This window comes from Halorubrum sodomense (assembly GCF_900111935.1).
Lineage (GTDB): Archaea > Halobacteriota > Halobacteria > Halobacteriales > Haloferacaceae > Halorubrum > Halorubrum sodomense.
The window spans coordinates 669308-683781 of the sequence record NZ_FOYN01000003.1; the positions used below are offsets into that span (position 1 = coordinate 669308).

Below are 14474 nucleotides of genomic sequence, written 5' to 3' on the forward strand. Positions count from 1 at the left end.
GGCGTCCGGTCGATCGGTTGTCTACACGAGGGCATAAACTTTCTCTTAACTCACGTGTCGGCCGATACCGTCGAGCGCGTGGTCGAGCGCGTCTGAAACGCCGGATACCGCGTCTCTGACGGAGGCGATCGCGGCGGGCGTCCCGATCAGCAGTCCGCGTCGGTCGCTCCCGGCCGTGTTACCGGTGTCACCGTCGACCCCGGCACCCCCGTCGGTCGCCGAGCGGGCCGCGACGGCCTCCGCTCGGTTCGGGTCGCCCAGCGCGAACGCCGCGGCGCCCGCGTCGCCGCCGACGGTCGCGGCGCGCAGGGCGCCGACCGCGGGCTCGTCGAGCCCGGAGAGCTCGTAGGTGCGAACGACGGCGCCGTCGGCGACCGGCCGATCGCCCTGGGTTACCTCCGCCGCACCGATCCGGTCGAGGTGGCGCTCCGCCTCCCGGACCGTCGTCACGTCGAGCTCCTCGACGGCGACGGCGTCGGACGCGGGGCCGAACCGGTAGCGGTCGCGGGCGAACTCGGCGCCGACGAGGGCGGCGTCGCGCGTCTCGGCCACGTCGTGGGTCCGGATCACGTGGGCGCCGCGCTCGACCGCCATCGACGTCGCAGCCAGCGAGACCGGCAGCGCCTCCTCGGTACCGCGGCCCGCGATGGTCTTGAGGAAGCTCTTGCGGTTGATCGAGACGAGCAGGGGGCGGCCGTAGCCGCGGAACTCCCGGAGGCGACGGAGCGTCTCGCGGTCGTCGTCGTGGGTCTTCGCCTCGGACCAGCCGCCGAAGGCGGGGTCGAGGATCGTCTTGTCGGTGAAGCCGTTCATCGAGAGCGCCTCGTAGATGTCGTCCACGGCCTCGACGGCCCCCGGTCGCTCCAGGTCCGGCGGCGAGGCCATCTTCGAGACGGCGACGTCGTGCTCGCGGCAGACGCGGGGCATCTCGGGGTCCGCGAACCCGCAGATGTCGTTGACCATGTCGAAGCCGCGCGAGAGCGCCTCGTCCGCGACCTCGTGGTAGCGCGTCTCGATCGACCAGACGGCGTCGCCCGAGGTCGACTCCAGCGTCTCGACGGCGGTGTCGAGGCGATCGAGTTCCTGTTCGGCCGAGAGCACGTCGAGGTCCTTGTTGGCCGATTCGAGGCCCACGTCGACGATGTCGGCCCCCTCGCCGATCAGCTCCTCGTCCACGTACGCGGCGGCCTCGCCCGGGTCGTCGTACACGCTCGGGTCGTACGGCGACTCCTCCGAGACGTTGAGCACGCCCATGATCCGGGGCGGGTGGTCGTCGCCGATCCCGAGCCCCGCGGCGTCCACGTTTCGCATACGATCCCCACGGGCGCGAGCGACATAAACGGGGCGAGTACCCGACGCGCTCGCCGGCGATTCGGCCCGGGACCCGGAGCGGAGCGACCGGCGATGTCGGAGAAGCGTGAGGCCTCGGAGGTGCGTCAAGCGAGGGTGAGGCCTCGGAGGGGCGTCAAGCGAGGGTGAGGCCTCGGACGGGCGTCAGGAGACGAACTTCAGCAGGTCGTCGCGGTTGTGGTCGTGGAAGCGCGTCCGGAGGCAGTCCTCCAACGCCTCGACGTCACCGCGCTTCGCGCAGACGGGCGCCACGCGGTCGGACCACTGCTGCCACGGCGGGTACAGCCCGAGCCGGTCGCAGATCGCGTCGAGCCGCTCGTCGAGGTCGTCGATCTTGTCGGTCTTGTTGACGGCGACGATGGGTTCGACGCCGACGTCCTCGAGGAAGCCGAACATCTCCACGTCGTGGGGGACGTTCCCGCGCTCGGCGTGGCGGTCGATGATGTCGACGGCCGCCTTCCCGTCCATCACGACGACGCCCGCCAGGATCGAGTCGGCGTTGTCCTCTAGGTAGCGGACGATGTCGGTCTTGATCTGCTCGCGCTGTTCCTCCTCGACGCCGGACATGAAGCCGAAGCCGGGGAGGTCCGTGAACATGAAGCCCTCGCTGGCCCAGTCGAAGTGGTTCGGCTGACGGGTGACTCCGGGCTTCCCGCCGGTCGAGAAGTCGTGGCCCGTCAGCTCGCGCATCAGCGTGGACTTGCCGACGTTCGAGCGCCCCACGAGGACGACCTCGGCGTCGCGGTCCGGCCGGTCTTCGAACATGTCCGACCGTGCGCGCCTGAACGGGTTAAAAGGCGCGTCGCGACGGCGGCTACTCGTCGGGAGCGGTCCGTCCGTGCGGGGACGACCGGAGAAACACCGAAGGCGATCCGCGGAGAACGTGGTCGCCATGGACGGAGACATCAGCGAGATTACCGGCGGGCTAACGCTCGATGAGAAGCTCCGACTCGTCCACGGCGCCGTCGATCCGGACGGGAAGGCGACGGGGTACCTCCCGGGCGTCGATCGCGTCGGCGTCCCGCCGCTGTCGCTCGTCGACGGGCCGCTCGGCGTCCGAGCGAGCGGAGAGCGCGCGACGGCGTTCCCCGCTTCGGTGGCGCTCGCAGCGTCGTGGCGGCCCTCGCTCGCTCGACGGTTCGGACGAGCCCTCGCCGGGGAGGCGGCCGCCCACGGCCAAGACATCGTCTTAGCGCCGGGAGTCAACATCGCCCGAGTGCCGCACGGCGGGCGTAACTTCGAATACTACGGCGAGGACCCCTATCTGACCGCGCGAACCGGCGTCGCCGTGATCGACGGCCTCGAGTCGGAAGGCGTCGCCGCGACGGTCAAACACTTCGTCGCGAACAATCAGGAGACGAACCGCTACGACGTCAGCGCGGCGGTCAGCGAGCGAGCGCTCCGCGAGATCTACCTGCCGGCGTTCCGCGCGGCGGTCGAGGAGGCGGACGTGACGTCGGTGATGACCGCCTACAACCGGGTCAACGGGACGCATATGAGCGACCACGGGTACCTCCTCTCGGACGTTCTGAAGGGCGAGTGGGGCTTCGACGGCTTCGTCGTCTCGGACTGGTGGGGCACTCGTAGCACCGTCGCGGCGGCCCGTGCCGGTCTCGACGTCGAAATGCCCGGGATCGACCCCGAGGAGTTCGTCCCCACCGACATCGACGTCGACGACGTTCCCGAGGCGATGCCACCGGTTCCGGACGTTCCGGCGTTGTTCGGTGACCCCCTCCGAGAGGCGGTCGAGTCCGGCGAACTCGACGAGGCCGTCGTCGACGAGAAGGTCGCGCGCGTCCTGCGGGGCACGGCTTCGATCGGCCGTTTCGACGAGGAGCCGGCGGGCGAACTCGACGCGGCGGCACACCGGGAACTCGCACGGGAAATCGCCACGGAGGGCGCGGTCCTCCTGCGGAACGACGGCACGCTCCCGCTGGGGGACGTCGGTTCACTCGCGGTGATCGGCCCGAACGCGGACCGCGCCAAACTGGGCGGTGGCGGCTCCTCGGAGGTCTCGCCGTTCACCCGGACCTCGCCCGTCGAGGGGCTCGAGGCGAGGGAGGTTTCCGTCACCGTCGAACGCGGGGTCCCCCCCGTCTCGGAGTCGCGGATGTTCGGCGCGGAGTCGGACGAGGAGGGCCCCGATCCGAGCATCGACGACGCAGTCGACGCGGCCGCAGCCGCTGACTGCGCCGTCGTTGTCGTCCAAGACGACGCGACGGAGTTCCGGGACCGCCCGGATCTCGGCCTCCCCGGCCGGCAGGACGATCTGGTCGAAGCGGTTGCCGGTGTCGCCGACCGGACAGTCGTCGTACTCCGGACGAGCGGACCCGTCGAGATGCCGTGGCTGGACGCGGTCGACGCCGTGCTCGAAACGTGGTACCCCGGGCAGGCCGACGGCGACGCGCTCGCCGACCTGCTCTTCGGTGACGCCGAGCCCGGCGGGCGCCTCCCGACGACCTTCGGACGCAGTGCGGCCGACTATCCCGCGAGCGATGAGACGGCGTTCCCCGGGGTCAACGACGTGGCCCGATACGACGAGGGCGTCTTCGTCGGCTATCGGTACTTCGACGAACGCGACGTTCGCCCCGCGTTCCCCTTCGGACACGGCCTCTCTTACACCTCGTTCGCGTACGGGCAGCCGTCGGTGACCGAGGACGGCGACGGATTCGCCGTGGCAGTCCCGGTGGAGAACACGGGGGATCGTCGGGGCAAAACCGTCGTACAGGTGTACGCTCAGAAGGCCGCTGCGCCGGTCCCAACGCCGGAGCGCGAACTCGTCGGGTTCGAGGCGACGACGCTTGAAGCGGGCGAACGGCGGACGCCGGAGGTGTCGGTTGCGCGTTCGGAGTTCGAGTACTACGACGAACAGACCGGCTGGACTCTCGCATCGGGGGAGAACGCGCTCTTCGTCGGCCGCTCTGCGCGTGACATCGTCGCGGAGATCGGCGTCTCAGTCCGATAAGGCGTGGCCGCGGCGCTGGCGGCAGTCGTGAAGCGCCCGCCCACCGGGCCGTTCCGGCACGACAATACTTATTCACTACCTGCGTAAGGGGCGGCTATGGAGACGGACGCTCTGATAAGTACGCTCGAAGACGCGGGCCTGTCGCCGTACCAAGCGGCGGTGTACGTCGCGCTCCTCGATCTGGGGACCGCGTCGGCGACCTCGGTCGCCGACGCGAGCGACATCCCGAATGCGCGCGTCTATGACGTGATTGACGCCTTAGCCGAACGAGAGTACATCGAGAAGTACGAGCAGGGCACGCTCAAAGCGCGGGCACACAGCCCTGCCGTGGTGCTCGACGACCTCCGAGACAGGGCCGATCGACTCGAATCGGCGGCCGACGAAATCGAAGACCGGTGGGAACAGCCGCCGCTCGAAAAATCCACGGCCAGCATCGTCAAGCAGTTCCAGACGGTCATCGACCGCGCGCAGCTGTTCATCGAACAGGCGGAGACACGCGTGTACGTCTCCGTGACGCCCGAACAGCTCGAACAGCTCCGTGAACCGCTGAAACGGGCACACGAGCGCGGCGTCGCCGTCCACGTACTCGTCTACACGGAATCGGCCGGCGATCCGCCGACGGCCGAATCGGTGTCCGGAATCTGTCACGAGGCCCGGTACCGCGGACTTCCGGCCCCGTTCGTCGCGTCGGTCGACCGACAGAGCGCCTGCTTTTCCCACCACCCGGACGCGGTCAACCAGTACGGCGTCCTCGTCAACGATGAGGAGTACACCTTCGTCTTCCACTGGTTCTTTATGACGTGTCTATGGGCGCACGGAACGCCGATATATTCCGAGCGGCAGGAGACCCTGCCGATCGAGTACGTCGATATCCGGCAGTTCATACGCGAGGCACGACCGCTGTTCGAGTCCGAGGCGACGGTGACGGTCCGGGTCGAAGGGACCGATCTCGCCACCGGCGAACCGCGGACGGTCACGGGCACCGTCGAGGGCGTCCAGTCCGTCGTGGGGGGTGAAGAATCGGATCCGCAGATCGCCGGACAGGTGACGCTGATCGTCGATACCGGTCACGAACGGGTCCGTATCGGCGGATGGAACGCCGTGGTCGAAGACGTGGAGGCGACGCGGATCGTCGTTACCGACGTCGCGGACGTCGATAGCTATCCGTCGTTGCGCGCGGGGACGGAACCCGCCGAGTGATCACGAACCACGAGCGTTCCGCGGACCCGCTGCCCGGAACGGGTCACGACCCGTCGCGTACGTTCGCGACGGTCCGCCGGTCGGGGAGCGCAGCCATCGCGCCGCGGCGCGTCGTCGACGCGGCGGCGACGGCGTTGGCAAACGCGAGGATGGCGTTCGGTTCGTCGCCGGCGACGAGCCCCGCGACCGCCCCCGCGGCGAAGGCGTCACCGGCGCCGGTCGTATCGACGACGTCGTCGACGTCGTATCCGGGGTGGTGCCACTCACCGGCCCCCCATCGGGCGTCGCTGTCGGTGATCAGACGCGCGCCGGAACTCCCCTCGGTCAGGAGGATCGCGTCCGGTCCGGCCGCGAGGATGTCCGGTGGCGTCGTCGGGAGGCCGGCCCCCTCGAGGTCCTCGCGGGTGGCCTTGAGAACGTCCGTCTCGGAGAGCATCCGCTCGATCGTGGGTGTCGGCTCCGTCTCCCACAGTTCGGGGCGAACGTTCGGATCGAGAACGACGCGGCAGCCGCGGTCGCGGGCCCGCTCGACGAGATCGAAGGTCGCTGACCGCGCCGGCTCGACGGTCAGAGTGACGCCTCCCACGACGACGATATCGACTGACTCGAGGGTGTCGTCGCCGACGACGCTCGTGTCGAGGTGTCTGTCCGCCGTGTTCGAGCGATAAAAGGTGAACTCTCGATCGGCGTCGGGACCGTGCGAGACGAACGCCAGCGCCGTCCGGCTGTCCGGAACCTCCGTGACGAAGTCGTCCGGAACGCCCTCGCGGTCGAGCACCCGCGCGAGATGCGAGCCGAACGGGTCGTCGGCGAGCGCGGTACAGAACCACGGCGTCCGGTCGAGCCGCGCCAGCCCGACCGCCACGTTGGCCGGCGCTCCGCCCGCTCGCTTGGAGAACGACTCCACGTCCGCGAGCGGTCCGGGGCGGTCAGGAATGAAATCGATCAGGGTCTCGCCGGCGACAAGGACGTCACGCGTCATGCGCCACCATACTCGGAGTCAGGAGTATGAAAATAATAAAAATTCGGGCACGGTCGCGATCGGGACGGTCCGGGGGCGCTCCCCCCGCGACCGATATGTTTTTACAAATATACTCGGATGTGAGTTGTATGTGTTCTCTCCGACGTCGCACCGTCGACCACACGCCGGCTTCGCGCGAGGAGCGATCCACACCGAGTCATCGCGGCGCGTCTCCCCGCCGATGACCTCCGGAGGGGACGCCGCAGACCCGGATCGGTCCTGGTGGAAGGAGAGCGTCGTCTACCAGATCTACCCGCGGAGCTTCAACGATTCCGACGGCGACGGGATCGGCGACCTCCGTGGGATCACGCAGAAGGCCGACTACCTCGACGAGCTGGGAATCGACGTCGTCTGGCTCTGTCCGGTGTACGACTCGCCGCAGGAGGACAACGGCTATGACATTCGAGACTACCGCGCGATCGACCCGGAGTTCGGCACGATGGCCGACTGGGAAGCGCTTCGAGACGCGCTTCACGACCGCGACGTCCGCCTCGTGATGGACCTCGTCGTCAACCACACTTCCGCGGAACACGAGTGGTTCCAGCGGTCGCGACGCGAGGAAGCGGGGTACGAGGACTACTACCACTGGGTGGAGGGCTCCCCCGACGAACCGCCGAACAACTGGGAGTCGTTCTTCGGCGGCTCGGCGTGGAGCTACGACGAGACCCGCGGCGCGTGGTACCTCCACCTCTTCCACGGGAACCAGCCGGACCTGAACTGGCGGAACCCTCGGGTCCGCGAGTCCGTCACGGAGCTGATCCGGTGGTGGCTGGACAAGGACGTCGACGGCTTCCGGATGGACGCCCTGAACCCCCTCTCGAAGCCGGCGGGGTATCCCGACGGCGACCCCGACGGCGACGTCGTCGGCGAGGAACAGTTCTTCAACGGGCCGCGGCTGGAGGAGTACCTCAGCGAGATCGTCGAGACGACGTCCGGACGCGACGCGATGACCGTCGCCGAGATGTCGCACACGGACGTCGACACCGCGGCGAGCTACCTCGGCGACGACGGGGTCGGGCTGGGGATGCTCTTCCAGTCGGCGCACATGGAGGTCGACGCCGGCCCGGACGGGATCTGGGACCCGAGCGGCCCGGGGGAGTTCGATCTGCCGACGTTCAAGCGCGTGATGGACCGCTGTCAGGAGGGGCTGCGGGGCCGCGGGTGGAACGCCGTCTTCCTCGGGAACCACGACCAGCCGCGGATCGTCTCCCGGTTCGGCGACGACGGCGAGTACCGACGGGAGAGCGCGACGCTCCTGGCGACGTTCCTGTTGACCCTGAGCGGCACGCCGTACGTGTACCAGGGCGACGAGATCGGGATGACGAACGCGGCGTTCGAGAGCCTGGACGAGATCGACGACGTCGAGACGATCGGGGCGGTCGAGGCGCTCACCCGCCGCGACGGCGTCGACTCCTTCGCGGACGTCGCGCACCTCGTGAACTACTGGAGCCGGGACCACGCCCGGACGCCGATGCAGTGGTCCGACGAGGCGCACGCCGGCTTCACGGACGGCGACCCGTGGTTCCCGGTGAACGACAACTACGGCGAGATCAACGTCGAGAAAGAGCGGAGCCGCGAGGACTCCGTCTGGCACTACTACCGCCGACTGATCGAGCTCAGACACGATACGGACGCCCTCGTGTACGGCGAGTACGACCTCCTCCTGCCGGACCACCCCAGCGTCTACGCGTACACCCGAACCCTCGGCGGCGAGCGCCTGTTGGTCGTGCTCAACTGGTCCGACGCCGCCGCAACTTTCGAACCGGAAGCGATCGAACCGGAAGCGATCGAACCGGCCGACGTCGAGACGCTCGCGGGGAACTACGACGAGTCGCCGACCGACCCGATGAGCAGTGCGTTCCGGCCGTACGAGGCCGCCGTGTACCAAATCTGAAAAGAGTCGGCGACGGGCGAGCGGCTCAGTCGGCTTGGACGCCGTCGTCGACGGCTTCGACGTTCGCGTCTGCGACGACGCCGTGCGAGATCGCGTCGCCGGTCCTGTCGTCGAACAGGTGAATCTGCGCGCGGTCGAAGACGATCTCGACGTCCTCGTCCTCGCCGATGTCGGTCGCCGGGTCGACGCTCATCAGCAGCCCCTGTCGCTCCTCGAAGTCGGCCGCTTCCCCGCCGTCGTCGGGATCGAGAATCGGCTTCAGGTAGACGAAGATCTCGTCGCCCATCGGCTCGAGCACGTCCGTCTCGACCGCGAACGTTGCGCTCGGGTCCCTGGCCTCGGCGCTGTTGGTCGTGAGGTAGAGGTCCTCCGGACGGATGCCGACGTCTACCGCGTCGCCGCTCGCCACGCCGTCGATCGCCGTGGCGTCGAAGGAGATGGAGTAGCCGTTCGCGTCGAGCGTGTCGTCGCCGACGGTGGCGTCGAAGAAGTTCATCGAGGGCGACCCGATGAAACCGGCGACGAACCTGTTCGCCGGCTGGTTGTAGCAGGTCAGCGGCGGCGCGATCTGCTGGAGTTCGCCCTTGTTGAGCACGGCGATGCGGTCCGACATCGTCATCGCTTCCGCCTGGTTGTGCGTGACGTAGATGATCGTCGTGTCTAACTGCTTGTGGAGCCGCTGTAGCTCGGTCCGCATGTTGACGCGCAGCTTGGCGTCCAAGTTCGCCAGCGGCTCGTCCATCAGGAACACCTCCGGGTCGCGAACGATGGCCCGCGCGATCGCGACGCGCTGGCGCTGCCCGCCGGACATCTCGCTCGGCATCCGGTCGAGCATCCCCTCCATCCGGACGATCCGCGCGGCCTCCTCGACGCGCTCGTCCATCTCGTCTTGGGGGAAGCTCCGCAGCCGGAGCCCGAAGGAGATGTTGTCGTACACGTCCATGTGCGGGAACAGCGCGATGTTCTGGAACACCATCGCGATCCCGCGGTCCTTCGGCGGGAGGTTCGTCACCTCTCGGTCGCCGATCAGGATCTCGCCCGAGGTGGGCTTGGTGAGTCCCGCGATCGTTTCGAGCGTCGTGGACTTCCCGCAGCCCGACGGACCGACGAGGCAGATGAACTCGCCGTCGTTCAGGTCGAGGTTCATGTTGTCGACCGCCGTTACGTCGTCGTACTGTTTCGTGACGTCCGTGAGTTTGACTCGTGACATGGTTACTCCTTGAGGGCACCCTGCGTGAGGCCGCTGATGATCTTGTCCTGTGCGATGACGACGAGGATCGCGACCGGGACGATCGCGATCAGGCTCGCCGCCGCTTGGAGGTCGTACCGGACGGTGTACTGCGTCTGGAACGCGAGGACGCCGTCGACCACCGGCGCCCAGTCCGCGGCGCTGTTTCCGGTCATCAGGTACGAGAAGAAGAACTCCGTGTACACCGTGATGAAAGTGAGAATGCCGGCGGTCGCGACGCCGGGCGCCGACAGCGGCATGATCACGCGGAACAGCGCGCCGATCCGGGTCGTCCCCTCGACTCTCGCTGCGTCTTCGAGTCCGTCCGGGATCTGGCCGTAGAACGTGGTCAGTATGAAGATCGCCAACGGCATAGTGAACGCGCTGAGCGGCGTGACGACCGCGGCCGGCGTCCCGTACACCTCCACCGGGAGGGTGAACAGGCCGAGCATCGGGACCTGCTGGTTGAACGCCCGGAACAGCGGGATGAACAGCGTCGCCGGGGGGAAGAAGCTGAGCACCAGAAGCGAGAACAGAAGCGGCGTCTTCCCGCGGAACTCCAGGCGACCGAACGCGTACCCGGCGAGGCTCCCGACGAGGAGCACGAACACCGTCACCGTGAACGCGTAAAACAGGCTGTTGAACATGAACCGCGCGAACGGGACCTGCCGGAACACCTGAACGAACACGGACAGGTCTATGCTCGCCGGAACGAGCGGGATGTCGGGCTGTCCGGGCGGCGCCATCGCGACGTTGAACAGCCAGTACAACGGGAACAGCGACGTGGTCAACAGGACGCCGCCGAGGAACACTAACATCACGGCGTACGCCTTCTCCGGGTTCCTGATCCAGTCGTCCGCCCACCGCGCGACGCGGGACTTGTTCTCCCCGTCGTCACCGGTGTCGTCGCCCGATCCGTCGAACGTTTCCGCGTCGTCGTGGTTGCGTGCGTCGATGCTCATGTCAGGCTAACCCCAGGCTCTGGTTGCTTTGTCGGATGAACAGGAGGTACACCATGATGAACAGCCCCACGACGATGGCGATGAGTACGCTCACGGCGGCCGCGGACCCGTACAGCGTCGCGGAGCCGAACATCAGTTGGGTGACGAGACAGGTCATCGACGGAACCGTCGAACAGCCGACAGAGGTCGATTCGATGATGCCGTACACCCGCAGCGCGCCCATCGTCCGGAACAGCATCGCGACCATCAACACCGGGAACACCAGCGGGAACGTGATGTAGCGGAACCGCTGCCACCGGGAGGCGCCCATCACGTCGGCCACCTCGTAGAGGTCCTGGTTGACGCTCTCCAAGCCCGCGAGGATCAGCAGGGCCATGAACGCCGAGGTCTTCCAGATGTCCGCGACCGTCACGATGACGAAGCTGTCGAACGTCGTGTTGAGGGGAAGCGAAGAGAAGATCCCGAGCTGCTGAAGCGGCTCGGTCAACAGCCCGTAACCGGGTCGGAACAGCAGGAAGAAGATCATCCCCTGGATGACGATGGGGATCGCCCACGGCAGGATGATGAGCAACCGAACGAGCCGCCGCCCCTTGTACTCGGCTTTCATCAGCATGGCGTAGAGGAAGCCGAGCAGCGTCTCGCCCGTGACGCTCAACACGGCGAACAGGATCGTCATGAACAGCGCCTGTTCCAAGATCGGCGTCTGGAACGACGGGTCGATGAACGCCGCCGGTGCCAACGCGTTGCTGTTCGTGAGCAGCCGGACGTAGTTTTCCACCCCGACGAACCCTCCCAGGTTACCGCCGGTGATCACGTCCGCGAAAAACGACATCCTGATCGCCGACGCCAGCGGCCAGAACGCGAACAGAAGCAGGACGAGGAACGCCGGCACCAACAGCAGGTACGCGTACGCCTGCTCGCTCAAATTCTCCGTCCGCGTCGCGATCCGTGTCAGTATCCCGTCGGACACCTCCGGGCCCGCCTGTTCAACGGCCATGGTGGCTGACACCTCCCTGTGCGACCGCCCGCTGTTGTGGTACGAACATCGACCACGTGTTTTTGTTACGAATATTTATCATTATTGTTTGTTTTATATATCGTTCGAATTCGGTGGACCCGAGACGCCCTCAGGGAGGAACCGTCAGTCGGACTCCGTCACCCCGACTGCTCCTCGATGGCGGAGATCTGCTGTTGCATCGCCGTCGCCGCCTCCTGTGGCGTCTGCTCCTGACGGAGCGCCGCGTTGACCTCGTCGGCGACGATACTACGCTGACTCGGCCACACCGACGTCGTCGGACGGGGGATCAGGTTCTCCGCCGAGTACTGGAGCGCTTCGAAGTACGGTCCGTACGTGTCGCTCTGCTCGACGTAGCTGTACAGCGACGGCTTCGGCGGCATGAAGTTCGCCGTGTCGAACTGGTACTTGAGCACCGAGTCCTCCCACCACGCCTTGATCACTTCCTTCGCGGACGCCATGTTGTCGGTGTAGGGGTTCATCGACATGATCCACCCGCCCTGCGCGTGCCAGGACCCGTTCGGTCCCTTCGGCAGTGGCATCACGCCGAGTTCCATGTCCGTCCCTTCGAAGGCGGTCAAGGCCCCGCCGATGGAGTAGGTCCAGTTGCGCTGGGTGACCGCGCTGCCGTCCTCGAAGACGCTCTTCGTGTCCGGTTCGGCCCAGCCGGCAACCTCCTGAGGCGAGATGCTCGCGATATCCATCGGGGCGCTGCCCGTGCCGTGGATGGTGTCGACCGCGGCCTCGATCCCGTCGATGGACTCCTCCGAATCGAGGGTGACGGGCCGGTCACCGATCGGCCCGAAGAGGTTGTCCCGGCCGCCGAAGAAGGCGCCGCCCATGCTCGTGAGGAACTCGTTGAACGTACAACACGCCAGCCCGGCGTAGTTGTTCCCCTGCCAGAGGTGACCGTACTCGACGTCGGCCCCGCCCATGGCCTCGGTGACGATCTGTGAGAACTCGCCCCACGTCGGCGGGTCTCCCCGCCACGTATCGAAGTCCGAGTCGCCGTAGCCCGCGTCCCGGAGCAGGTCCTTGCGGTACGTGATCGTCGGGAAGTCGGGGAACACCGGGACCGAGTACAGGTCGCCGGTCTCCGGGTGTGTCCCCGTGTTGAGCATCGACTGGACGCCCTCCTCTTTGACCCGGGAGATGAACGCGTCGTCCATCTCCTGTTCGAGGTTGACCAGGTCGCCGCGGACGATGAACGGGATCGTCCACCCGTTGTCGGTCAACACCAGGTCCGGGTTGGACTCCTCCGCGTTGATCGCGGTCCGGAGCTGCTGCTGTTTGCTGCCGGTGTCTTGGGGGGGCCGAGTCATCTCGATGGTGATCGAGTCGGGCACGCCCGCCTCGTGCAGGACTTCGGGGAACCCGGCATCCACGAACTGCGGTCCGGAGAAGACCGTGACCGTACCGCCGATCTCCCCGTCGCCCGACGAGCCCGACGAGGTCCCGCCGTTTCCGCCCCCGCCGGAACAGCCCGCGAGACCGGCCGCCCCCACTGCGCCCGTTGCCGCGAGATACTGCCGTCTCGAGACGCCGTTCGGTGTGCTATCTTCTGACATCATCCGGGTATAAGGAACAATCATTAATATAGTTACGGCAGTGTACTACCGGTGTTGTAAATAAGATCTCTCGCGAGAATCGGCGGCAAGCATCGGGGTCCGACCGTCTACCCGACCGCGCGCGAACCCACGCGGGGTACCGGAACGCACCGAGGTCCTCTATCAGTCTTTCCCGAGGGCGGGCCACTGCGGCGTGAGAGGAGCCTCGATCCGCGACAGCTCCTCGTCGGTCAGCTCGACGCCGAGCGCCCCGACGTTCTCCTCGAGGTGCTCGACGCTCCTCGGTCCGATGATTGGCGCGTCAACGACGTCTTTGTGGAGCAGCCACGCGATACTCACCTGCGCGGGCGTCGCCCCGTTCGCGTCGGCGATGTCGCGGATCTCCTCTAGCACCGCCCAGTTCTCGTCGGTGAACCGCTGTGCGGTGTAGTCGTCGCTCGCTGCCCTCCCCGATTCGGGGTCCTCGCCCCGTGAGTACTTCCCCGTCAGGAACCCGCCCGCGAGCGGGGACCACGGAAGGACGCCGATCCCCTCGGCGGCGCACACCGGTAACACGTTGGCCTCCTCGTGCCTGTCGACGGCGTTGTACTCCGGCTGCATCGAGACGAACCGCTCGCGGTTCTCGACGTCGGCGGCGTACAGCGCCCGGGTGAACTTCCAAGCCGGCATCGTGCTCGCCCCGACGTAGCGGACTACCCCCTCGGTCACGAGGTGATCCAGCGCCGAGAGGACCTCTTCGACGGGCGTGTCGTCGTCCCAGCGGTGGATCTGATAGAGGTCGATGTAGTCGGTCCCGAGCCGGTCGAGCGACGCCTCGGCCTGATCGAGGATATGCTTCCGCGAGAGCCCCTGCCCGTTCGGCCCCTCGCGCATCCGGTTGTACACCTTCGTCGCGATGACCAGCTCCGAGCGGTCGTACCCCTCGATCGCTCGACCGACGATCTCCTCGCTCTCACCTCGCGAGTAGACGTTGGCCGTGTCGAGGAAGTTGATCCCGAGCTCCAACGCACGGTCGATGATCGCCCGGGAATCCGACTCCTCGTGGATCATCCAGGGCGCTTCCGTCCCGAAGTTCATACACCCGAGCGCCAGCCGCGACACCTCCATCCCCGTCTCGCCCAGCGTGGTGTACTCCATCTCGGTCATCGCTCGTGATACCGAAGCGAGCGACAAAAAACTACGCCGAGCGGATCGCGCGGACGACCGTCGGTTCCGACCGCCGACGCCGAACGGTGTCGGCGGAAAGTTGATGCCGTGGTAGCGGGTATCTG

At 67.1% G+C, this 14474-nt stretch carries 11 protein-coding genes; 3 read left to right on the top strand and 8 right to left on the bottom strand.

Annotated features, from left to right (window positions below):
* Positions 1 to 45 precede the first annotated feature (45 nt).
* Positions 46 to 1311, bottom strand: coding sequence for a dihydropteroate synthase (gene folP, locus BM286_RS12705; RefSeq protein ID WP_174549011.1), 1266 nt, complete (start codon positions 1309 to 1311; stop codon positions 46 to 48).
* 183 nt (positions 1312 to 1494) lie between these two features.
* Entirely contained in the window at positions 1495 to 2115 is a 621-nt protein-coding gene (gene engB, locus BM286_RS12710; protein ID WP_092922937.1) for a GTP-binding protein EngB, read from the bottom strand.
* Positions 2116 to 2242: 127 nt separating this feature from the next.
* Here engB and BM286_RS12715 point away from each other — a divergent pair, with 127 nt between their 5' ends.
* Positions 2243 to 4315, top strand: a complete 2073-nt coding sequence (locus tag BM286_RS12715; protein ID WP_092922940.1) for a beta-glucosidase — start codon at positions 2243 to 2245, stop codon at positions 4313 to 4315.
* Between the two features lie 96 nt (positions 4316 to 4411).
* Complete coding sequence (locus tag BM286_RS12720) at positions 4412 to 5515, top strand: TrmB family transcriptional regulator (RefSeq protein ID WP_092922943.1); 1104 nt, start codon at positions 4412 to 4414, stop codon at positions 5513 to 5515.
* A 43-nt stretch (positions 5516 to 5558) separates the two neighbouring features.
* Here BM286_RS12720 and BM286_RS12725 read toward each other — a convergent pair whose 3' ends face one another.
* Positions 5559 to 6497, bottom strand: coding sequence for a carbohydrate kinase family protein (locus tag BM286_RS12725; RefSeq protein WP_092922946.1), 939 nt, complete (start codon positions 6495 to 6497; stop codon positions 5559 to 5561).
* Between the two features lie 220 nt (positions 6498 to 6717).
* Between BM286_RS12725 and BM286_RS12730 the strand changes: the two genes are divergently transcribed.
* On the top strand, positions 6718 to 8430 hold the full coding sequence (locus tag BM286_RS12730) for a glycoside hydrolase family 13 protein (RefSeq protein WP_092923298.1): 1713 nt from the start codon (positions 6718 to 6720) through the stop codon (positions 8428 to 8430).
* A gap of 25 nt (positions 8431 to 8455) precedes the next feature.
* Here BM286_RS12730 and BM286_RS12735 read toward each other — a convergent pair whose 3' ends face one another.
* The 5 genes from BM286_RS12735 to BM286_RS12755 form a co-directional block, all read right to left on the bottom strand.
* Positions 8456 to 9640, bottom strand: coding sequence for an ABC transporter ATP-binding protein (locus BM286_RS12735; protein ID WP_092922949.1), 1185 nt, complete (start codon positions 9638 to 9640; stop codon positions 8456 to 8458).
* 2 nt (positions 9641 to 9642) lie between these two features.
* Positions 9643 to 10620 (bottom strand): carbohydrate ABC transporter permease, encoded by a 978-nt coding sequence (locus BM286_RS12740; RefSeq protein ID WP_092922952.1) that lies wholly within the window; start codon positions 10618 to 10620, stop codon positions 9643 to 9645.
* Between the two features lies 1 nt (position 10621).
* Positions 10622 to 11617 carry a carbohydrate ABC transporter permease gene (locus BM286_RS12745; protein ID WP_174549012.1) on the bottom strand — a complete coding sequence of 332 codons (996 nt, stop codon included), beginning with the start codon at positions 11615 to 11617 and terminating at the stop codon, positions 10622 to 10624.
* A 158-nt stretch (positions 11618 to 11775) separates the two neighbouring features.
* Positions 11776 to 13203, bottom strand: coding sequence for an extracellular solute-binding protein (locus BM286_RS12750; RefSeq protein WP_137705810.1), 1428 nt, complete (start codon positions 13201 to 13203; stop codon positions 11776 to 11778).
* A 162-nt stretch (positions 13204 to 13365) separates the two neighbouring features.
* On the bottom strand, positions 13366 to 14349 hold the full coding sequence (locus BM286_RS12755) for an aldo/keto reductase (RefSeq protein ID WP_092922957.1): 984 nt from the start codon (positions 14347 to 14349) through the stop codon (positions 13366 to 13368).
* Between the last annotated feature and the right edge of the window lie 125 nt (positions 14350 to 14474).